Below are 20,562 nucleotides of genomic sequence, written 5' to 3'. Positions count from 1 at the left end.
CATCGTTTTCATTTCGTGGTTCCGTTCCGCAGGCGGAAGAACCCTTTCCAACCCGCCCCGCTCTTTTCGGGGACGAGAGATTCGGTGATGCCGCTGGCGCCCGGGTGTCGGCGGGGCAGCTCGGCGGGTGCGGTGAACTGCGGTGCCGGGGGCGCCGGTTCACGCCGGCGTACGACGGGCCCGTCGGGCGGTACGCGTATCGGGATCGGCACGGGGGTGTCGGCGCACTCCAGCAGGCCCTCGGCGAGCATCCGGGCGACCTCGGCGGTGACCGGGTAGACCCCGCGCCCGGTACGGAAGGCGAGATCGCGTGCGGTACGGCGGCCGTCGACCTGGGCGAGCAACTCCCGTTGCAGCAGCCCGAGTACGGCCTCGTCGAGGACGTGCGCCGGGGGCCGCGGGCGTTCCCGGTCGGGGCGTACGGGGTACGGCAGCGCGGCGATCGCGTCGGCTTTCCGGGCCGCGTCCTGGAGCAGCCGGGCCGACGGCTCGCCGAGCGAGACCGGGGCGAACGGCCGTTCGTCCGGGGCGAGTTCGCAGTCGTCGACGTCTCCGGCGACGACCGCGAAGGCCGCGTCGTGCAGGGCCAGCACACAGACGATCCGCAACTGGGCGGCGCCCGCGTACCCGTGGGCGATCAGCTCGTCCAGCGGCCAGCGCGAGCCGCCCGACTCCCGTACCAGGTCGGCCCATTGCTCGCCGCCGACCCGGCCGGAGCGGAGCAGCAGCGCCTCCGGGCCGGGAGCGCCGGGACTCTCCACGGCGACGACGAGTCCGCCGCGCAGATGGAAGGTGCCGCCGGGCCTGCCGGACACCCGCAGTCCCCCGGTGAACTCCTCGCGCCCGCAGGCCGCAAGAGCCCGCGCGAGCAGGTCGTGACCGACCCGGCCGAGGGAATCCCGAATGCCCGACATCACTCCCCTAGGCTTTTCGTACACGTAACTGACGTGTAGCGCTGAGGGGTGAAGGTGTATCAGTCCGCGCGCATATTCCGGCCGGGTTCTTCCTACCTGCCTGCGGGTGACGGAAGTTGAGAATTCGCGCCGTTCGAAGTCCTGTGTTCGGTGCTCATTTGACCGAACGGAGGCGGCTCAGTGGCCGCCGCCCCACACCCTTACGGGCAACGGCCGCAGGGCCTCGCGCAGGGCGGCGGCCAGCTCCTGGTACTCGGCGCGGCGGGCGGCGCCGGTGCGCATCGCGAGGGCGATCCGGCGGGTCGGGGCGGGCTCGGTGAAGTATCCGGTGAGGAGTTGGTCGCTGCGGGCCGTCTCGACGCGCACGGCGGTGCGCGGCAGGAGCGTGACCCCGAGCCCGCCGGCGACCAGCTGCACCAGCGTGGACAGCCCGGCCGCGGTGGTGGTGACGGGGGCGTCCGCCCGCCCCGCCTCCCAGCAGATGTCGAGGGCCTGGTCGCGCAGACAGTGCCCTTCGTCGAGGAGCAGCAGGTTCAGCTCGCGCAGTGCCTCGCGCGGGATGCCGGACCGGCCGCCGAGGTGATGGCCGAGGGGCGTGACGAGCACGAAGTCCTCGTCGAACAGCGGGAGTTCGACGACCCCGGGCACCCCGAGGGGCACGGCGAGCAGCAGCAGGTCGAGCCGTCCGGTCGTCAGCCCGTCCAACAGGTTCGCGGTCTGCTCCTCGTGCACCTGGAGATCGAGGTCCGGGTACCGGTCGTGCACCAGCCGCAGCACGGTCGGCAGGAGATACGGCGCGACGGTCGGGATGACCCCGAGCCGCAGCGCCCCGGTGAACGGCGCCCGCACGGCCTCCGCCTCCTCCATGAGCGCCCCGACCTCCTCCAGCACCGCCCTCGCCCGTACGGCCAGCCGCTCACCGGCGGGCGAGAGGAGCACCTTGCGGGTCGTGCGCTCCAGGAGCGTGACGCCGAGGGTCTCCTCCAGCGCGGCGACGGCGCCGGACAGGGCGGGCTGGCTCATGCCGATCGCGGCGGCGGCGTCCCGGAAGTGGAGGTGCTCGGCGACCGCGGAGAAGGCGCGCAGCTGGGCCAGGCTGGGCTGGCGTCTCTTACTCGTATTACTTACGGTCACTGATAACCGCCTCCGATCAACACGACCAAGTGTAGCTATTTCCACAATCAATGCACGTTGTGCCAGGATCAGGGCCGACCAACCCACGAGAAGCACCCGTTCCGCTTGGGTGCTTCTCCGCTGCAAGGAGTGCGCGTGCTCACTGTCGGTGACAAGTTCCCGCCGTTCGATCTGACTGCCTGTGTCTCGCTGGAGAAGGGCAGGGAGTTCGAGCAGATCGACCACAAGACCTACGAGGGCAAGTGGAAGATCGTCTTCGCGTGGCCCAAGGACTTCACCTTCGTGTGCCCCACCGAGATCGCCGCCTTCGGCAAGCTGAACGACGAGTTCGCCGACCGTGACGCCCAGGTGCTCGGCTTCTCCGGCGACTCCGAGTTCGTCCACCACGCCTGGCGCAAGGACCACGACGACCTGCGCGACCTGCCGTTCCCGATGCTGGCCGACTCCAGGCACGAGCTGATGCGCGACCTCGGCATCGAGGGCGAGGACGGCTTCGCCAAGCGCGCGGTGTTCATCGTGGACCAGAACAACGAGATCCAGTTCTCCATGGTGACCGCGGGCTCGGTCGGCCGTAACCCGAAGGAGGTCCTCCGGGTCCTCGACGCGCTCCAGACCGACGAGCTCTGCCCGTGCAACTGGACCAAGGGCGACGAGACGCTCGACGCGGGCGCGCTGCTCGCCGGGGAGTGACCTGAGATGTCACTGGACGCCCTGAAGTCCGCCATACCGGACTACGCCAAGGACCTGAAGCTCAACCTGGGTTCGGTCATCGGCAACTCCGACCTGCCGGCGCAGCAGCTGTGGGGCACGGTCCTCGCTACGGCCATTGCCTCCCGATCGGCGGTCGTGCTGCGGGAGTTGGCGCCCGAGGCGAAGGCCGTGCTGTCGCCGGAGGCGTACACCGCGGCCAAGTCCGCCGCCGCGATCATGGCGATGAACAACGTCTTCTACCGGACGCGTCATCTTCTGTCCGACCACGAGTACGGCACCCTGCGCGCGGGGCTGCGGATGAACGTCATCGGCAACCCCGGGGTCGACAAGGTCGACTTCGAGTTGTGGTCGTTCGCCGTGTCCGCGATCAACGGGTGCGGGATGTGTCTCGACTCGCACGAGCAGGTGCTGCGCAAGGCGGGGGTTGAACGGGACGTGATCCAGGAGGCGTTCAAGATCGCGGCTGTGGTGGAGGCGGTGGGGGTTACGTTGGAGGCGGAGGCGGTTCTGGCTGCTGAGTGAGTTCGGCTGTCCGTCCGGCTGCTGGGGGCTTCGCCCCCAGACCCCCGTTTCCCACCCACCCGCCCGTTCACCGTCTGTTGAGAGGTTCACCTTTCGACCGACGGTAAACGGGCGGGTGGGTGGGAAATTGTGCTTCTACGGTGCCTCGTCCGACGGTTCGGGGTCAGCCGGCATCGACGACACCGCCGTAGCCCCCCGTCCCGGTTCCTGGGAGTACGACTTCAAGTAGCTCACCACCGAGTTCAGTACCGCCACCAGCGGCACCGCCACCACCGCCCCGCCGATCCCGGCGATCATGCCGCCCGCCGCGACCGAGAGGACCACCGCCAGCGGGTGGACGCGGACCGCGCGGCCCAGGATGAACGGCTGGAGGATGTGGCCCTCGATCTGCTGGACGGCGAGGACGACGGCCAGGGTCATCAGGGCCGTGAACACGCCCTGGGTGACCAGCGCGACGACCACCGCCAGCGCGCCGGAGGCCACCGCGCCCACCAGCGGGATGAACGAGAACAGGAAGATGAAGACGGCGAGTGGCACGGCCATCGGCACGCCGAGGAAGTAGATGCCGATGCCGATGCAGACCGCGTCGATGAACGCCACTATCACCGTGCCGCGGACGTAGGCCGTCAGCGTGCGCCAGGCGCGCGGGCCCGCGCCCGCCATCGCCGGCCGGGCCGCCGCGGGCACCAGCTTCAGTGCCCACTGCCAGATGCGCGGGCCGTCGTAGAGGAGGAAGAGGGTGGAGAAGACCGTCAGGAGGATGCCTGTCAGGGCCTCGACGATTACCTGGACGCCCTCCAGGCCGGCCGAGGTGATCTGGTCGGTGTTGGCGCCGATGGCCTCGCGGAGGTTCTTGGCGATCTGGTTGATCTGCTTCTCGGTGACGTGGAACGGGCCTTTGAGCAGCCAGTTGCGCAGGTCGTCGACGCCGTTCTGGACCTGGTTGGAGAGGTTGTCGATGTTCGCCATGACCTGCCAGGTCACGAACCAGCCGATCAGCCCCATCACGACGAAGCCGAGGATCGCGGTGAGCGCCGTGGCCACCCCGCGCGGAAAGCCGTAGCGGATCAGGCGGGACACGGTGGGCTGCAGCAGGGCCGTGATCAGGAGTGCGGCCACGAAGGCCAGGACGACCAGTTGGACGGCGCTGATGACCCGCATCAGCACCCAGACCGTGCCGGCCAGGATCAGCAGCCGCCAGCCCGCCTCGGCGGCGACCCGCACTCCCCAGGGGACGGCGAGCGCGGGGTCGGGGCGGTCCCGGGCGATGGTGACGGGGACCGGTGCCGGTTCCGGAGGTTCGGGGATGGCGGCGGGTGGTTCGGGCGCGGTCTCGGCGTGTTCCTTCGCCACCTCGGCGCGGCGCTCGTCCAACCGCTCACCCATCTCGCTCAGTCCGGCGCCGACCTTGCCGAGCCATCCTGGTACACGCGACATGATCCGTCCTCTTCCCCCGTCCTGCCCCACTAACTCCCCCCTGGAAGTCGTCGCGTCCGACCGTACATGGCCGAAGCCCCTCCCCCTAGGACGGGGAGGGGCTTCAGAAGGTTGAGCGGGCGACGCGCGAACGCGGGGCCTAGTAGTAGTGGTTGGCCTGCCAGAACGTCCACGCTTCGCAGGGGCTGCCGTAGCGCGAGTCCATGTACTTGAGGCCCCACTTGATCTGGGTGCCCGGGTTCGTCTGCCAGTCGGAGCCGACGGACGACATCTTGGAGCCGGGCAGGGCCTGGAAGAGGCCGTAGGCGCCGGAAGAGGCGTTCACCGCGCGGTAGTTCCAGCTGGACTCGTGGTCCACGATGTTACTGAAGCACTGGAACTGGCCGCTGGGCACGATCGAGGCGGCCATCGACTGGATCTGCGCGATCGTGTAGGAGCTCTGCACGGGGAAGCTCGTCGAGGAACTGCCGGCCTTGGCGGCAGCGGCCTTCGCCGCTGCCTTCTCCTTGGCCAGCTTCTCCGCCTTCTCGGCAGCCGCCTTCTTGGCGACGGCGGTCTTGGCGGCGGCCAGGCGGGCCGACTCCTCGGCGTCCTTCTTGGCGCTCGCGTCGGCCTGGATCGCCTGGGCGTCGGCCTGCTGCGTCAAGGAGGCGGTCTGTACCTGGGCCTGCTGACCCGTGGGGATGTCCGCCAGGAGCGTGGTGTCGGCTGCCGTCGTCTCGGCGTCATTGTTCTGCGCCTGTGCGACGCTGCCCGAGGCAACGCCTACGACGCTTCCGACGGCGGTGACCGCGGTGGCCGAGGCCACTGCGAATCCCCGGACCGAAATCCGGCTCACACGGTTTCCTTCCAGCATCGTCCGCTTCGGTGACCCTGGCGGACGCAATCGTGCCCCTGAACGCTGGCCTCCCACCTACGGGGTCACGGGAGGCACGGGCCCGGTGGGCGACTCCCGCGAGGGGAGCGCCGCGTGAAGAGCGGGCGGCATACGACTTCGCTGTGGAGTTGGCTGTGATGCTCAAGTTGGTGCGTACCGCTGGGGGTACACGTGTGTCGTATGCGGGGCCTGACAGGAGTGAGACTCTGCCGTAACCGGACGCCGGGTGGCAATTCTGAGTTGCGTGTGAAAGCTCACATCCCGTTTGCCCCACGGGATTTGGAGAAACAGCGAGACGCGAAAGCGCCGCCCCGCTAGGCTCTTCGGCCTCCCGGGACGGCGCCAACTACCTGCAACTATCTCAGATTTGACCGTCCTCCAGCATTTCGGTCACAAGCGCCGCGATCTGGGACCTCTCGGACCTGGTGAGGGTCACGTGTGCGAAGAGCGGGTGGCCCTTCAGCTTCTCCACCACGGCGACGACTCCGTCGTAGCGACCGACCCTCAGGTTGTCCCGCTGGGCCACGTCATGGGTGAGAACCACCCGCGAATTGGCCCCGATTCGGGACAGGACGGTCAGCAGGACGTTCCGCTCCAGGGACTGCGCCTCGTCCACGATCACGAACGCGTCGTGCAGTGAACGGCCGCGGATGTGGGTGAGGGGCAGGACTTCGAGCATCCCGCGGGCGGTGACCTCCTCGATGACCTCGCGGCTGGTGACCGCGGACAGCGTGTCGAAGACCGCCTGGGCCCAGGGGCCCATCTTGTCGGCCTCGGAGCCGGGCAGATAGCCCAGTTCCTGTCCGCCCACCGCGTACAGCGGCCGGAAGACCATCACCTTCTTGTGCTGGCGGCGCTCCAGGACCGCCTCCAGGCCCGCGCAGAGCGCGAGCGCGGACTTGCCGGTGCCGGCCCGGCCTCCCATGGACAGGATCCCGATGTCCGGGTCGAGCAGCAGATCCAGTGCGATGCGCTGCTCGGCGCTGCGGCCCTTGATGCCGAAGGCCTCACGGTCGCCGCGTACGAGACGGACGTTGCCGTCGGCCGTGACCCGGCCCAGCGCCTTGCCGCGCTCGGACTGGATCGTGAGACCGGTGTGGACGGGAAGATCCGCGGCCTCCGGGACGTAGACGTGGCCTTCCTCGAAGAGGATGTCCACCTGTTCGCCCGGCAGGGTCAGTTCGGACATTCCGGTCCAGCCGGAGGAGCCCGTGATGGCCAGTTCCGCGCGGTACTCCTCGGCGAGGAGTCCGACGGACGAGGCCTTGATCCTGAGCGGAAGGTCCTTCGACACGACGGTGACGTCGTACCCCTCGGCCTGCAGGTTGCGGGCGACCGCGAGGATGCGGGAGTCGTTGTCCCCCAGGCGATAGCCGCTGGGCAGCACGCTGGGGTCCGAGTGGTTGAGCTCGACCCTGACGGTGCCGCCGAGTTCCCCGATCGGGATGGGGGCGTCGAGGCGACCGTGCCGGACTCGGAACTCGTCCAGCAGGCGCAGGGCCTGCCGGGCGAAGTAGCCGAGTTCGGGATGGTGCCGCTTGGCCTCCAGCTCTGTGACCACGACGATCGGCAGCACGACTTCGTGCTCGTCGAAGCGGTTCAGTGCGTTCGGGTCGGCCAGCAGAACGCTGGTGTCGAGAACATAGGTGCGCCGGTCAGGCATACGGCGCTTTGTGCTGGTCACCACGGAAGGACGTACCCCCTCGGAAGAGGTCGGGGAGCGACGGAGAGGAGCTGGACCGGTCCTGGCCGCGATGCGCGGGCCGAGGACCGGCCCTCCGTCTCGCCCGTACTGACCGCACGGTCGAACTGGTGCAAAGGGCCTCCCGGGCGGACGGCCCCGTGCCGTCCGCTGAGATACGACACCCGTGGTTCGGGCGTCGACCTGCTTGGCTTATGCCCTCGAACATGCGCCGCCATGCCACGGCATATGACGGCGCCCCGGTGAACTCCTTGTTACTTCTGCACCAAACGGGGTAGTCCAGGCGACTTGACCGTCATCCGCCGTAACGCCGGTGTCGCGCGGCGTAGTCGCGCATCGCGCGCAGGAAGTCGACCTTGCGGAAGGCAGGCCAGAAGACTTCACAGAAGTAGTACTCGGAGTGGGCCGTCTGCCAGAGCATGAATCCGGACAGCCGCTGTTCGCCGCTGGTACGGATCACCAGGTCGGGGTCGGGCTGGGCGCCGGTGTAGAGGTGCTTGCCGATGAGGTCGACGTCCACGGCCTCGGCGAGGTCCTCCATCGAGGTGTTCTTCTCGGCCGCGTCCAGGATCATCGAGCGGACCGCGTCGGCGATCTCCTGCCGGCCGCCGTAGCCGATGGCGACGTTGACGAGTATCCCGTCGATGTGCGCGGTGGACTCCTCCGCCTCCTTGAGGACGGACTGCATCCGGGCCGGCAGCAGATCGAGGGTGCCGACGTGGTGGACGCGCCAACGGCCGTCCGCGGCAAGGGAACTGACGACGTTCTCGATGATGCCGAGCAGCGGGCCGAGTTCTTCGGCGGGGCGGTCGAAGTTGTCCGTCGACAGCAGCCACAGGGTGACGACCTCGACGTCCGTCTCGCTGCACCAGCCGAGGAACTCCTCGATCTTGTCGCCGCCGGCCTGGTGCCCCTGGACGGTGGTGGAACCCGCCGCCTTCGCCCAGCGCCGGTTGCCGTCCATGATGACGCCGATGTGCTTGGGCACCTGAGCGTGGTCGAGATGGCCTCCCACCCTGCGTGCGTAGAACCTGACCAGCAGGCGGCGCAGGGTGTCGCGCAGGTTCACGTGTTGTCAGCCCCTCCGTGGATGGCAGTCCCCGGCTGCGAAGCCTACCCCCGCCGGGACCCCGCTCCCCCAAGGGGTGTCTGGGCTCATACCGGTTCGGCACGAAGGTCGGGCCCGACCTGCGTGAGGACGGTCGCCGCACGGCACAAAAAAATCGGGCCGGTCCGTGGGGGGGATACGGACCGGCCCGAGGGGGGGTTTCCACCATAACCCTTCGTAAGTGATGCTGCGTGCATCGGCGCCCCACAACTACTCTCCGAAGTCGGCCGACAACGCGTCGAGGAGTGCGGAGGCCCTGATTCCAGCCCTGATCATGGCCGGTTCACAGCGGATTCCAAGGAGAACGTGGAGGTTTTCCGCCACCCCCCGGCGTGTCGCTCTCAGGGGTGACGTCGTCAGCGAACGTCCGCTTGACGGGGCCGGGCGCCGCGCGGCCCCCTCCACCGCGCGGCGCCGACCGCGCAGCTTTGCTCACGCGAATTACCTTGGTCTGAACTTACGTGAGGTGGCGGGCGGGATGCGAGTCGATCTCGATAACGATGTGGAAAACCCGTGCGCATATCGAGGACGTCCAGTGTCCTAGTTCCGCTCTAGCGTCGGCGCATGACCGAGAAGATCACTTGGGGCCGGGCGAGCGCCCGCCGCCTCGAACGACAGTTCCTGGACACACCGGCCGGGACCGGCACCCCGGTCGTCGACGTCGTGGCCGCGATGCTCGCCGCGCATGCACAAGTGCTGTCCGCGGCCGAGGTGTCGGTGGGGGTACGGGCGGCGGGACGGACCCGGGCGGACGTACGGGCGGCGCTGTGGGACGAGGGCGGTTCACCTGCTGCTCTCCTGAAGACGCACGGCCCGCGCGGGACCGTACATCTGCTGCCCACGCGCGAACTGCCGCTGTGGAGCGCCGCGTTGGCCGCGGTCCCGGGCGTGGGCCGGTTCGCCGCGGACATCCGGCTCACCGACGACCGGGCCGCCCAGGTGGTCGCGGCGATCGCCGACGCACTGGACGGGGCGACGCTGACCATCGACGAGCTGGACGAGGAGGTCGTCGCCCGCACCGGCCCGTGGGCCGGTGAGCGGGTGATGCCCGCCTTCCAGGACCTGTGGCCGCGCTGGCGCCAGGTCCTGCACCGGGCCGGCCAGTCCGGCGCCCTGTGCTTCGGCCCCAACCGCGGACGCAAAGTCACCTACACCCCCCCCCACCCCGCTTCGACCCCCTCCCGACGCCCGAAGCACTGCGCATTCTCGTCCACCGATATCTGCACGCCTACGGCCCGGCGACCCCACAGGATTTCGCCAAATGGCTCGCGGCGCCCGGGGGTTGGACGACGGGGCTCTTCGCGTCTGCCGCCGGAGCGGGGGAGATCGAGGAGGTCGACTTCGCGGGCACGCGCGCGTGGGTGGCGGCGGGCGACACGGTGTTCCCCGAGGCGCCCGTCCGGGGCGTACGGCTGCTGCCCTACTTCGACGCGTACGTCATCGCCGCACAGCCGCGCGAGGTGCTGTTCCCGGGCGCCGCGTACCGGCGGGCGCTGGCGGGCGGCCAGGCCGGGAACCACCCCGTGCTGCTGGTCGACGGGGTGGTGGCCGGGGTCTGGCACCAGCGCAGGCAGGGGCGGCGTACGACGGTCACCGTGGAGCCGCTCGGGGAGCTCACGGCGCCGCAGATACGGGAGTTGGGCGAGCGGGTCGAGCGGGTGGGCGAAGTGCTGGAGGCACGGCCGGAGTTGGTGATCGGGAAGGTCACCTCCGGGCCGCACGCCTGAGTCACGCCCGAGTCACGCGAGCGGCTTGCGGGCGTCGAAGAGGTGACGGGTGCTGTGCGCCACGAACGGGCCCGCCGCCTCGATCTGCTCGTGCAGGGCCCGGAGTTGGGGCTCGTAGACCTCGACCGTGAAGTCGGGGACCATCCAGATCACCTTGCGAAGGAAGTGGACGACCGCCGCGATGTCGTAGAACTCCATGCGCAGCCGCTCGGTGCGCAGGCCGACGATCTCCAGGCCCGCGGCCTCGGCACCGGCCCGCTCGTGCTCGGGGTCACGGCCGCCGCCGCTGGGCTCCGGCTGGGGGCCGAGGAAGTGCTCGACGAGTTCGAAGGCGCTGCGGGGGCCGACGTGTTGGGCGAAGTAGGTGCCGCCGGGGCGCAGGACGCGGGCGATCTCGGGCCAGTCGGCGCGGACCGGATGGCGGCTCAGGACGAGGTCGAAGGCTGCGTCGGCGAAGGGCAGCGGGGCGTCCTCGGGGACGGCGACGACCACGACACCGCGCGAGCGGAGCAGGGCGGTGGCCTTGGCGACGTTCGGCGGCCAGCCCTCGGTGGCGGCGACGAGCATCGGGGGCTGTGCGGCGGCCCGACTCAGGGCGAAGTCGAAGGCCTCACCTCCCCCTGTCTGGACGTCCAGGACGGTGTTCGCCCAGGTGAGGCGGTCCCCGGCGGAGCGCGCGTATCCCCAGGAGGGGCGCGCCTCGGTGGCCCGGCCCTCGAACCAGGAGAAGTCCCAGCCCTCGGTGGGGACGGCGGCGCCCTCCGCGACGAGGTCTTCGAAGCTGCGCGTGCTGCTCCCGCTGTTGTCCATGGGGCGATGGTCGCAGGGCGTTGTCAGTGGGCGCTGCTAATTTTCGAAGCATGGCCAACGACGTAGACACGGGTGCGGACAACGGGGACACGGGGCTGCCGTACCACGGCGACGAGAAGGCGACGCTGCACGCGAGCCTGGACCGGGTCCGGGACGCGGTGCTGTGGAAGCTGGACGGACTGGACGAGGAGCAGGCCAGACGGCCGATGACACCCTCGGGCACTAGTCTGCTCGGGCTGGTGAAGCATCTGGCGTCGGTGGAGTACGGCTATTTCGTGGAGAGCTACGGCCGCGAGGTGGAGCCGCTGTGGTTCGACCCGTACAAGGGCGAGGACATGGCCGCGAGCCCGGACGAGACGACGGAACAGATCGTCGCCTTCTACGGCCGTGCCCGCGCCGCCGCCGACCGCACGATCGCGGAACTGCCGCTGGACGCGGTCGGCCGGCCGCCGTGGCGTAAGCACTCCGTGTCCCTGCGCTGGGTGCTGGTCAACCTGATCGAGGAGACGGCGAGACACGCGGGACACATGGACATCGTGCGGGAGTTGATCGACGGGGCGGCCGGAGACCATCAGCCGCCTGGCACGTGACTCCGGTCAGGGGACGAGTGCCCTGACCTCCTCCGCCGCGAAGCGTACGAAGCCGTCCGGGTCGGGTTCGTCGCCGGTGGGCTGGAGGACCACCGTGTCGGCGCCGGCCTCCGCGAGGCGCTGGACGGCCTTCGCGACGGTGCCCGCGTCACCGGCGACCCCGAGGTCGGGGACCGACTCCAGGCCCTCGTCGGCGAGTTCTGCACGGAGTCGGGCGGCGGCGTCGGGACCGGTGGCGGTGAGGAGGTAGACGACCACCTTGTGCGGTTCGGTACGGCCCGCCGACTCCCGCCCCTCGTCGATGAGTTGACGGGCCCGGCGGACGCCGTCCGGTGCGGTGCTCGCGGTGAGGATCGTGCCGTCCGCCGCGGCGCCGGCGAGGCGGAGCGTGCGCGGGCCGCCGGCTCCGGCGAGGATCTCGACAGGACCCTCCGGCGGCCAGTCGAGGCCGACGTCGTCGAGCTTGACGTAGCGCCCGTCGGTCGTGAGCCGTTCGCCGCGCAACAGGGCGCGCAGCGCGTCGAGATGCTCGCGCAGCAGGGTCACCGGGGACTCGGCGCGCGCGCCGACCTGCCCCATCCAGTCCTGCACGCCGTGTCCGACGCCGAGGATCGCGCGGCCCGGGAACAGCCGGTACAGCGTGGCGGCCTCCATGGCCGTGATCGCGACGTTCCGCAGCGGGACCGGCAGCAGTCCGACGCCGACCCGCACCCGCTCGCTCCAGGCGAGCGCGGCGGCGGCGGCCGAGATCCCGCCCTCCCGGAAACAGTCCTCCCACAGCCAGAGCTCTTCGAGCCCCGAGGCGTCGGCGAGTTGGACCACCGTTCGCAGTCGCTCGGGGGGCAGTTGGGGACGGAACACAGCGCCGAGTCCGGTCATGGGTTCTTCCTACCTGGCGGGAACGCTACGGACAACATCTTTACGAGTCGCCGGAGTCGGGGGTCGCGCGCTCGTAGCGCAGGAGTACGACCCCGTTGCCGAAGGTGCGGGACTCCGTGAGGCGGAGTGGGGTGCGGGTGTCGGAGACCGGGAACATGGATCTGCCGCGGCCGATGAGAACCGGGTGGACGTACACCTTGATCTCGTCGACCAGGTCGTGGCGGAGGAAGGTGGCGGCGAGGTCGGCGCCGCCGAGGCCCAGGTCACCGCCGGGCTGTTCCTTGAGGGCCCGCACCTCCTCGGGGACGACCTCGCTCACGACCGTCGCGTTCCAGTCGGCGGGGCCGCTGGGCAGGGTCCGCGAGTACACGATCTTCGGCATGTCCCGCCAGATACCGGCGAACTCGGCCATGGGCGCGGGGGCGTCGGGGTCGGCGTCGGCGGTGGGCCAGTAGGCGGCCATCAGTTCGTGGGTGACGCGGCCTTCGAGGAAGGCGCCCAGGTGCTTGAGGGTGTCGTTGAAGTGCTGGTGGAGTTCGGCGTCGACCACATGCCAGTCGATGTCGCGGTCGGAGCCCTCCATGTAGCCGTCCAGGGATACGGACATCATCAGGCTGATCTTCCGCACAGCTGCACCACCTCGCTCGCGGTCGGTCCCCCTGGTACCAGGTTCACCACCGTCTCACGCCACCGCGAACGCACCCAGCAGCAACCCGGTGAACGCTCCCCCGAGCATGAACGGCCCCAGCGGGATCGCCGTCTTACGGCCCGCCCGGCGCAGGGCGACCATGCCCAGGCCGTACACCGCGCCGTACAACACCCCCGCGAAGGCGCCCGTGACGAGCACCGGCCAGCCGTACCAGCCGAGGACCGTGCCGAGGGCGAGGGCCAGTTTCACGTCACCGAAGCCCATGCCCGCGGGGTTGATGAGATACAGCACCAAGTACGCGGCGCCGAGGGCGAGTCCACCGAGCAGGGCCGTGAGCCAGGAGCCCGCGTCGGCGGGCAGCGCGGTCGCGATACCGAGGAGGGCGAGGGTGGCGGCGGCGAGAGGGAGGGTCAGGACGTCGGGGAGGCGGTGGACCCAGTAGTCGACGAGGGCGAGGAGGACGGCGACGGGGGCGGCGAGCAGCCAGACGACGAGTTCGGGACGGGGGCCGGTGGCCGCGGCGAGGGCCGCGCAGACGAGGGCTGTCGCGATGGACACGGCGGGGGTGCTGGGGCCGTAGGAGCCGCAAGGGGTGGGGCTGGTCGTTTCGGGTGCGGCTGGACTGTCGTCGTCCGCGGGCGTGGGCGGTCTCGGGCTCGGGCTCGGGCTCGGGCTCGGGCTCGGGCTCGGGCTCGGGCTCGGGCCGTACGAGCCGGTGGTGTCCGTGCAGCGGGCTCGGCCCAGCCAGCCGGCGAACGTACCCGTGATCGGGTGGCCGTCGGGGCACTGCCCGTTCCAGGGTTCCTCGGCCTCGACGGCGAGTCGGTGGGCGGCGCGCGGCAGCAGGAGGCCCGACCACGCGCCCCACAGGGCACCCACCACGATCAGAATCAGGCGCACGCGGGGACGATATCGGGAGGTGGCGGGCGGGGCCATGGGCCCGTGGGCCCATGTGGGGCCCACTCCCGTGTGGATACGGTCGGTCGACACCGGATCCGGAGCGGCGCCGGGGTGGCGCAGGAAGGTGACCCGACATGGGACGACGTTGGAGTGACGGGCGGGGGAAGCTGATCGTGCAGGGGGCCGCGGGGGCGGTCGCCGTTCCGCTTGAGTTCGCGACCTCCTACCGGGCGCGGACGAAGGGGCTGCTCGGCCGGGACGCGATCGACGGGGCGATGCTGCTCTCGCCGGCGAGCAGTGTGCACACGTTCCGGATGCGCTTCCCGATCGACGTGGCGTACCTGGACCGGAACCTGAAGGTCATCGCCGTGCACACCATGCGGCCAGGGCGACTGGGCCTGCCGCGGCTGCGGTCCCGGCATGTGCTGGAGGCGGAGGCGGGGGTCATGGCGGGGTGGGGGCTGGGGGTGGGGGCTCGGGTGACGGTGGAGACGGAGCAGGTGGAGCAGGTGGAGTAGGTGCAGGGGCGGAGGTTACTCCGGGCAAGTCCGCCAGGTCATGGCGGAAGTGTCCCGTCCGCCGCCAGCCGGGCGAGGGCCTCGCGGCTCCGGGGGACGGTACCGTGCCAGTTGAGCATCGACACGGCCTGCTCGGTGGCGACGCCGAACCGGGCGTACTGCTCGGCCAGTTCCATCGCCCAAGGGACGACGAGGGTCTCGTCGTCGACGCACATGCCGAGCCAGACGAAGACCTCGCCGGCGACCCAGCCGCCGATCCACGTCACCCACCGCCGGACGAACCGCGTCGCGTCCTCGCCGCCCGGATTCGCGGGTACGCCGGGGATGCCGAGCAGCGCGCACTCCCGCATGGCCTCGGTCATCCGCTCCTCGGTGACGAGGCGGGCATACGGCATCAACTCCCGCATGACCTGCCGGACTTCGAGCCAGGCGGGCGGTTCCTCGTCCTCGTCGTCGTAGCTGTGCCAGGAGGGGGCGGGGACCGGTTCGGGCACGGGCCCGGGTGGAGCGCAGGCCTGGAGAATCGCCCTGGCACGGGTGATGTTCTCCTCGCTCTCCGGCAGTTCCGCCGGCCATTGGAAGCCGGCGGCCCAGCTGTAGGGGAGTTCCCGTACGGCGGGAGGGAGCAGGGGGTGTTCGTCCTGCACCGGTTGCTGTGCGCGGGCGGCGTAGCCGGGGCGCCGCAGCCCCATGAGTGCGTCCCGCGCCTGTGAGCGGCTGTTGTCGCTCACGCTGTCGTCCTGCACGACGCGAAGCAGTGCCCGCTCGCCGTGGGGTGTGCCGAGGGCGTGCAGCAGGTTCACCGCGTCGTGGGAGGCGAGCCCGTTCTCGACGCAGCGCTCGGCCGCCGCCGCGACACCTGCTTCGTCGTACGGCCTCTGCTGAAGCCAGCGCAGCACGTCATGGGCCCAGCTCTCCAGCGCCTGGTCCGTCAACACCCCGACGATCAGGTCCAGTTGACCGTCCAGCCACCAGGTCGGTACCGGCGGTCGCGCGGTGCCCGCCCACTCCCGCAGTACATCGGCGATGCCCTCGCGGGTGAACCGGTCGGCCGTCGGCATGACGCGGGCCAGCCGGTACCCGACCTCTTGACGGATCCGGTCGAAGAGTTCCCACGACTCGTCGCTCCAGACGCGCGGCACGGGTGACGCCGACGAGCCCGAGAGCGCGGCCGTCAGTGCCTCAAGCGCGGCCTGCTCGGTCGCCTCCGTGTGTGCCAGCTCCTCCAGGGCCGGCTTCCGTTCCGAGGTCAGGTCGTTCCACGGTGGGGGGAGCCGCCGCATGTCCGCGGGCAGCAGGTGATGTGCGGTCACTGTCCGGCGCTCCGCTCCACGTCAGGAAACACCCAGATACTGCATGGCGGTCTTCGGGTCCTTCATCTTGCCCGAGTCCCGTGCCGCCTGCCGCTCGGCCGGAGTCTTCCCGCTCCATGCGTCGTTCATCGCCTTGAGCTGCTGCGGCGAGATGTCCTGGCCGGCGACGCGAAGGTCGAGGCCGTTCTCGGCGAGAGTCTGCGCGGGGGTGCCGCCCGGGACCTGTCCGGTCTTCTTGTCCTTCTGGAAACCGTCGAACACCTTGTCCCAGCCGTCCTGCGTCTCGATCTCGTAGCGGGCCTTCCGACCGGGGTTCGCCTTCTGCCAGTCGGCCAGTTTCTGCGCCTGGGCACGGATCGAGGCCTGGGTGGCGGCCTGGCCCGTGTTCTTGACCTCCACGACGTTGAGGGTGCCGTCCTTGCCCTTGTAGACCACGTCGGCGTCGTCGATACCGCTGAGATCGGCGGTGGTGCCGTCGCCCATGTCCACGGTCTGGCGCCCCTTCTTCACGCCGACGCCGGCGTAGACCTTGGTGCCCTCGGCGGCATCGTCGGCGGCCCGCGTCGCGGCCTTGACCTCGGCCATGGCTTCGGCGAGTTGGTAGCGGTTGCCGGCCCTGAGCACGGGGCCGCCGAGCGAACCGCGGCTCTGGCTGTCGATGGTCGTGTTCTTCAGCGCGTCCGCCAAGTCCTTGAGGGACTGGGTCAGTTCGGCCGTCCCGATCTCCCCCTTGCTCAGGTCCGGGCTGTCCTTGGCCTTGGCCACGAGGTCGTCGATCTTCTTCTCGTCGAGCGTGAACCGCTCGTTCCTGGGCGTCTTCTGCTTGTCCCTGGCATCCGCGATGACCTTCTTCAGCTCGTCCGCGGCGTGCTGCAGGTCGGCGGCGCGAGCGGCGGCGTCGGCCTCGTCCGCCTTCTTGCGGGCGTCCTCGGCCTCCTTCTTCGCGTCCTCGTCGCAGCCGTCCTCGGCGAGTACGACGTACGGGGAGCCGCCGGCGGCCAGGACCGTGGAGCCCGTGCCGGGAGAACCGGTGAGGGTGCCCGTGCCCGGCATGTCCGGGCCATTGCCGTCGTACGGGATCCGGCGGCTCGGCGCGCCGATCGTGCAGCCGGTCTTCTCGGCCTTCTTCTCCGCTTCCTCGGCGGCGTCGTCGGCCTCCTTGGCGGCCTTCTCCGCGCCCGCCACATCACCGGCCTTGGCCGCCCTCTTCGCGTCCTCCGCCGCCTTGGCCGCCTTCTCCGCGAACTCGCCGAGCTTCCCCAGCTTGCCGATCTTGCCGAGGTCGCCGACCTTCTCGACGATCTTGGCGCCGTCGTAGCCCGGGATGAAGAGCGAACCGACGTTCCACAGGACGTGGCTGACGGCGCGGGTCTTGTCGCCGTTGTTCCAGTCCTTGGCGACGTCGTCGCCGATGAACAGGTCGTAGAGAACCGTGCCGCCCGTCTTGACGGAGGCGCCGGTCCAATCCCACAGGGCTCCGCCGTAGTCGCCGTCGGACCACTTCCTGCCGGCGTCCTTGGAGTTCTTCGACCAGTCGTCGCCGAGTTGCTTGCCGTAGTCGCCGATGCCCTTCACGGTGTCGATCGGGTGGCGGACCATGTCGTAGATGCCGGTCAGGTCGCCCCAGACACCGTCGACGAAGAGGCCCTGACCGACTTGCTTGACCTGATTCCCGGCACAACCGAAGAAGGCACCTACGCCGGAGAAGCAGCCGTCGTCGCCGCCGTTATCTCCCTTGCCGTCCTTGTCGCCCTTGTCGTCGGCGGGGTCGGGCTTCTTGTCGCCCGTGGTGTCGGTGGTGGTCCTCGTGTCGGTCGTGGTCCTCGTGTCGGTCACGCCCGTGTCGCCGCCGGCCGGAGCCGGACAGGCCATGCCGGTGACCTTGCAGACCTCCGACTGGATGCCGGTGAAGACCTGGGTGCCGAGGCCGCTGACGAGCAGCGCGGTGATGAGGGCGGCGACGATGGCGATGAAGCCGGCGTACTCGACCGCCGTCTGCCCCTCGTCCCGGCGCCAACGGATCAGCCGGGCCGCGGAGAACGGGCGGCGCTCCACGCGTTCCAGTCCGGAAAGCCCGTACCACTGACGGCTTTCCGGGCGGGACAGGAAGAAGAGGATGAGGATCGGCAGAAGGAGTTGCAGACCTCCCCGGGCGGACCCGGAGACGAGGTTGACGACACCGCCGAGGATCAGCCAGACCTGTACGGCGACGAGTCCGCGCCGGACGCGGACCCCGCCCTCCCAGCTCCGCCGGGCGAGCCACCAGCCGAGGACGCCCGGCGCGGCGGCGTACGCGACGAGGGCGACGACCTGGCCGTCGAGGACGTCGTACGACCCGGCTGTCATCAGCAGACCGAGCCCACCGACGACGGTGACCGCGAAGAGGGCGTGCGCGAGCGCCAGGGCGACGGCGAGCGGCACGGGCATCTCGCGCCGCCCGCTCAGTCCACCTTGCCCGCCCGCCACTCCTCCGATCGAGGCCATGGTGTTTTCCCCCGTCCCCCGTCATCGCTCCCAACACCACCGGAACTCCCAGAGGTTAGGGACAGGGCGGGTGCCTGAGATGGGCCCGTGGACCCAAATCGACACCCAAGCGTTGGGGCTGCTTCGGCATAGGCGCCGTCGGCATCGCCTACGCCGTGCTTGCGCCGCCGTAGGTGAAAACTGGACGTCGGCCACTCGCTTCTTGGCCAGTGTCGGGCTTCCACGGCCCGAGTAAAGGGCGCTCCCTACGGTCGCGTCGCCTACGGCGATTCCGCTGCGCTCCACCCTTGACTCAACCCGCTCCAGCCCGTTTCAGAAGCGAGCGAGCGGCCCGGAGGAATGGGGGCCCAGCCATGAACTCCCTTGCCTGAGCTGCCTTGCGGGCCGGTGAGCGGGAGCGCGCTCGCGCCTCGCCAGCACGCCGGGCCGGCTCAGCGGCCAACGGCGAGTGGGGAGTGGGGAGTGGGGGGGGTGAAGAGGGGTGGGTGGAGGCCCGGCGGGTGGCGGGCGCCGACGGACAGGACACGATCACATCCCCGCTCCCCCCGGCCCTGAGGCGCCCCCCGGGGTACCCGGTCCGTGGAAGTGTGACAGTCGAAGCGGAAGTGTCACACTTTCCGGACCACCCCCCCACCCCCGGGCCCGCCCCGCCCTCTGCAGACCTGAAAGGCTGGGGTCTTTTCTAACCATTCATCAGGCGGGTGAGTGGTTAGTCTGACCCACACACCTTCCAGCACCCCCACCCGCCCACGCATGCACTCACTCACCCACTCGCGGTTGGCCGCTGAGCCGAGGCGGCGTGCTGGCGAGACGCTGACGCGCCCCTCCACCCCGGCCCGCAACGCAGTACAGGCAAGGGAATTCATGGCTCGGCCACCCGTTCTTCCGGGCCACTCGCTCGCTTCTCCAACGGGCTGGAGCGGCCCTAGTCAAGGGTGGCCCGCAGGGCCATCGGCGCAGCCGACGCGACCGCAGGGAGCGCCCTTTACTCGGGCCGCGGAAGCCCGACACTGGCCAAGAAGCGAGTGGCCCAACGGCTACTTGAAATCGTGGCTCAGCTTTCCGTGCGTGGGAACGTCACTTCAACCCTTCGGTTCTTCTTGCGGCCGGCCTCCGTAGAGTTGTCGGCGATCGGGTACTGCTCGCCGTAGCCGCGTACCTCGAAGGTGATGTTCGGGTCGTTCAAGTCCGAGTCCAGGACGGCCTGTACAGCGTCGGCGCGCTGCTTGGACAGGACGTCTCCGTGTGCCGACGAGCCGAGGTTGTCCGTGAAACCGAAGACGCGGACCGTGGTCGCGTTCTGCTTCTTGATCTCCTGGGCGATCGCGTCGATGCGGGACTTCGCCGCGGCGCTCAGCTTGGCGCTGTCCTTGCTGAAGAGGACCTCGGCCTGGAGGGCGAAGGTCACGTCCGAGTTGGTGTCCTCCCGGCGTTCCTCGCCGCCCTGGTCCTCCACGACGGACTTGATGTCCAGGACCTTAGGGTCGGCGAGCGTCGCGCCTTCGGGGAGTTTCAGGTCGGGGTCGTTCGGGTCGACCTTCACCGGGGCGGAGGCGGATGCCTCGGTGCCCGGTGGGACGCTCGGGCTCGGGGTGTCGTCGGCGTGGGCCGCAACGGCGCCGACGATGTTCGCGGCGACCATGATCGTGGCGGCGGTCACTACGAGGGCGAGACGGGGAGTGGTGGTCACGGCCGCGTCACCCGGAGATCTTGATCGTCGCGATGGGGAACGTCGGCATCTCGAAGGAAACCTCGGTCGTGGTCGACGGCGGTGCGGGGAACTGCATGAAGACGGCAATCGTGTCGCCGGCCTTGATCGACGTGAGGCCTGTCGTGGTCAGCGGTCGGCCTTCCGTGTCCCGCAGAACGTAGTAGCGCTTCTTCCCCTTGGAGTCCACGAGGGTGGCACCACCGAGCGACGTACCGTGTCGGAGGATCTCGGTCTCGTCGCCGCGCAGGGCAGCCGGAATCACGAGCAGCTTGTCCCCGTCGTTCTTCAGGTTCCCGTTGACGGTGACGAATCCACCCGAGTCCCTGTCGGCAGAGGTGATTTGGAGGAGCAGTCCGCCAGTCCCCCTGAGTTCGGCCAGAGGTGTCTCCGACTGCCCCTCCTGAGCACTCGGATCGGATCCACTACTCTTGGAGGCCGACGCCGAGGTGTCCGGCTTCTTGTCGCCACCACCGCCGCCGCAGCCGGCCACCCCGAGAGCCAGACCGGCCGCGACGGCCAGCGCGACCATCCCTCTGCGGGCCTTCGCAGTGAACCGAATGCTCATCACTCTGCTTC

18 protein-coding genes and 1 pseudogene are annotated in these 20,562 nt (G+C 69.9%); 5 read left to right on the top strand and 14 right to left on the bottom strand.

Going from position 1 to position 20,562, the window contains the following annotated elements; translation table 11 throughout:
- Positions 1-8: 8 nt before the first annotated feature.
- Together AB0I69_RS43335 and AB0I69_RS43330 are read right to left on the bottom strand one after the other, a co-directional pair.
- Positions 9-914 (bottom strand): MarR family transcriptional regulator, encoded by a 906-nt coding sequence (locus AB0I69_RS43335; protein ID WP_363101327.1) that lies wholly within the window; start codon positions 912-914, stop codon positions 9-11.
- A 177-nt stretch (positions 915-1,091) separates the two neighbouring features.
- The gene (locus AB0I69_RS43330; protein WP_363101326.1) at positions 1,092-2,048 is read right to left on the bottom strand and encodes a LysR substrate-binding domain-containing protein; all 957 of its coding nucleotides are present in this window, start codon (positions 2,046-2,048) and stop codon (positions 1,092-1,094) included.
- Between the two features lie 135 nt (positions 2,049-2,183).
- Here AB0I69_RS43330 and AB0I69_RS43325 point away from each other — a divergent pair, with 135 nt between their 5' ends.
- Complete coding sequence (locus AB0I69_RS43325) at positions 2,184-2,738, top strand: peroxiredoxin (RefSeq protein ID WP_363101325.1); 555 nt, start codon at positions 2,184-2,186, stop codon at positions 2,736-2,738.
- A gap of 6 nt (positions 2,739-2,744) precedes the next feature.
- On the top strand, positions 2,745-3,281 hold the full coding sequence (locus AB0I69_RS43320; RefSeq protein WP_363101324.1) for an alkyl hydroperoxide reductase: 537 nt from the start codon (positions 2,745-2,747) through the stop codon (positions 3,279-3,281).
- A 135-nt stretch (positions 3,282-3,416) separates the two neighbouring features.
- Here AB0I69_RS43320 and AB0I69_RS43315 read toward each other — a convergent pair whose 3' ends face one another.
- The 4 genes from AB0I69_RS43315 to AB0I69_RS43300 form a co-directional block, all read right to left on the bottom strand.
- Entirely contained in the window at positions 3,417-4,718 is a 1,302-nt protein-coding gene (locus AB0I69_RS43315; protein WP_363101323.1) for an AI-2E family transporter, read from the bottom strand.
- Between the two features lie 139 nt (positions 4,719-4,857).
- A complete protein-coding gene (locus AB0I69_RS43310) occupies positions 4,858-5,556 on the bottom strand; it encodes a lytic transglycosylase domain-containing protein (RefSeq protein ID WP_363101322.1) in 699 nt (232 codons plus the stop codon).
- A 400-nt stretch (positions 5,557-5,956) separates the two neighbouring features.
- On the bottom strand, positions 5,957-7,282 hold the full coding sequence (locus AB0I69_RS43305; RefSeq protein WP_262055911.1) for a PhoH family protein: 1,326 nt from the start codon (positions 7,280-7,282) through the stop codon (positions 5,957-5,959).
- A gap of 310 nt (positions 7,283-7,592) precedes the next feature.
- A complete protein-coding gene (locus AB0I69_RS43300) occupies positions 7,593-8,366 on the bottom strand; it encodes an isoprenyl transferase (protein ID WP_363101321.1) in 774 nt (257 codons plus the stop codon).
- Positions 8,367-8,969: 603 nt separating this feature from the next.
- On the opposite strand from AB0I69_RS43300, the pseudogene AB0I69_RS43295 reads away from it, so the two are divergent.
- Positions 8,970-10,132, top strand: a pseudogene (locus AB0I69_RS43295) (winged helix DNA-binding domain-containing protein).
- A 12-nt stretch (positions 10,133-10,144) separates the two neighbouring features.
- On the opposite strand, the gene AB0I69_RS43290 reads toward AB0I69_RS43295, so the two are convergent.
- Positions 10,145-10,942, bottom strand: a complete 798-nt coding sequence (locus AB0I69_RS43290; RefSeq protein WP_363101320.1) for a class I SAM-dependent methyltransferase — start codon at positions 10,940-10,942, stop codon at positions 10,145-10,147.
- A 50-nt stretch (positions 10,943-10,992) separates the two neighbouring features.
- On the opposite strand from AB0I69_RS43290, the gene AB0I69_RS43285 reads away from it, so the two are divergent.
- Positions 10,993-11,532: a DinB family protein gene (locus tag AB0I69_RS43285; protein WP_363101319.1), complete on the top strand. Its 540-nt coding sequence runs from the start codon at positions 10,993-10,995 to the stop codon at positions 11,530-11,532.
- A gap of 6 nt (positions 11,533-11,538) precedes the next feature.
- Here the strand turns inward: AB0I69_RS43285 and AB0I69_RS43280 are convergent, their stop codons facing one another.
- The 3 genes from AB0I69_RS43280 to AB0I69_RS43270 are packed head-to-tail and all read right to left on the bottom strand — an operon-like array spanning position 11,539 to position 13,960.
- Positions 11,539-12,411: an LLM class flavin-dependent oxidoreductase gene (locus AB0I69_RS43280; protein WP_363101318.1), complete on the bottom strand. Its 873-nt coding sequence runs from the start codon at positions 12,409-12,411 to the stop codon at positions 11,539-11,541.
- Positions 12,412-12,451: 40 nt separating this feature from the next.
- Entirely contained in the window at positions 12,452-13,039 is a 588-nt protein-coding gene (locus AB0I69_RS43275; protein ID WP_363101317.1) for a dihydrofolate reductase family protein, read from the bottom strand.
- 54 nt (positions 13,040-13,093) lie between these two features.
- Complete coding sequence (locus tag AB0I69_RS43270; RefSeq protein WP_363101316.1) at positions 13,094-13,960, bottom strand: A24 family peptidase; 867 nt, start codon at positions 13,958-13,960, stop codon at positions 13,094-13,096.
- Between the two features lie 134 nt (positions 13,961-14,094).
- Here AB0I69_RS43270 and AB0I69_RS43265 point away from each other — a divergent pair, with 134 nt between their 5' ends.
- Positions 14,095-14,478, top strand: a complete 384-nt coding sequence (locus tag AB0I69_RS43265) for a DUF192 domain-containing protein (protein WP_363101315.1) — start codon at positions 14,095-14,097, stop codon at positions 14,476-14,478.
- A gap of 38 nt (positions 14,479-14,516) precedes the next feature.
- On the opposite strand, the gene AB0I69_RS43260 is transcribed toward AB0I69_RS43265, so the two are convergent.
- The 4 genes from AB0I69_RS43260 to AB0I69_RS43245 form a co-directional block, all read right to left on the bottom strand.
- Complete coding sequence (locus AB0I69_RS43260) at positions 14,517-15,791, bottom strand: hypothetical protein (protein WP_363101314.1); 1,275 nt, start codon at positions 15,789-15,791, stop codon at positions 14,517-14,519.
- A 21-nt stretch (positions 15,792-15,812) separates the two neighbouring features.
- Complete coding sequence (locus AB0I69_RS43255) at positions 15,813-18,275, bottom strand: hypothetical protein (RefSeq protein ID WP_363101313.1); 2,463 nt, start codon at positions 18,273-18,275, stop codon at positions 15,813-15,815.
- Between the two features lie 1,054 nt (positions 18,276-19,329).
- Complete coding sequence (locus AB0I69_RS43250) at positions 19,330-19,917, bottom strand: OmpA family protein (RefSeq protein WP_363101396.1); 588 nt, start codon at positions 19,915-19,917, stop codon at positions 19,330-19,332.
- Between the two features lie 55 nt (positions 19,918-19,972).
- Positions 19,973-20,551 (bottom strand): hypothetical protein, encoded by a 579-nt coding sequence (locus AB0I69_RS43245; RefSeq protein ID WP_363101312.1) that lies wholly within the window; start codon positions 20,549-20,551, stop codon positions 19,973-19,975.
- Positions 20,552-20,562 lie beyond the last annotated feature (11 nt).

The sequence above is a fragment of the Streptomyces sp. NPDC050508 genome, assembly GCF_040655155.1.
Taxonomy (GTDB): Bacteria; Actinomycetota; Actinomycetes; order Streptomycetales; family Streptomycetaceae; genus Streptomyces.
This window is presented reverse-complemented; position numbering and strand designations above follow the sequence as displayed.

Coding starts and splice junctions, on each gene's coding strand:
- AB0I69_RS43335 (WP_363101327.1), bottom strand. CDS start 914: ATGTCGGGCATTCGGGATTCCCTCGGCCGGGTCGGTCACGACCTGCTC.
- AB0I69_RS43320 (WP_363101324.1), top strand. CDS start 2,745: ATGTCACTGGACGCCCTGAAGTCCGCCATACCGGACTACGCCAAGGAC.
- AB0I69_RS43315 (WP_363101323.1), bottom strand. CDS start 4,718: ATGTCGCGTGTACCAGGATGGCTCGGCAAGGTCGGCGCCGGACTGAGC.
- AB0I69_RS43290 (WP_363101320.1), bottom strand. CDS start 10,942: ATGGACAACAGCGGGAGCAGCACGCGCAGCTTCGAAGACCTCGTCGCG.
- AB0I69_RS43285 (WP_363101319.1), top strand. CDS start 10,993: ATGGCCAACGACGTAGACACGGGTGCGGACAACGGGGACACGGGGCTG.
- AB0I69_RS43280 (WP_363101318.1), bottom strand. CDS start 12,411: ATGACCGGACTCGGCGCTGTGTTCCGTCCCCAACTGCCCCCCGAGCGA.
- AB0I69_RS43265 (WP_363101315.1), top strand. CDS start 14,095: ATGGGACGACGTTGGAGTGACGGGCGGGGGAAGCTGATCGTGCAGGGG.
- AB0I69_RS43255 (WP_363101313.1), bottom strand. CDS start 18,275: ATGGCCTCGATCGGAGGAGTGGCGGGCGGGCAAGGTGGACTGAGCGGG.
- AB0I69_RS43250 (WP_363101396.1), bottom strand. CDS start 19,917: ATGGTCGCCGCGAACATCGTCGGCGCCGTTGCGGCCCACGCCGACGAC.
- AB0I69_RS43245 (WP_363101312.1), bottom strand. CDS start 20,551: ATGAGCATTCGGTTCACTGCGAAGGCCCGCAGAGGGATGGTCGCGCTG.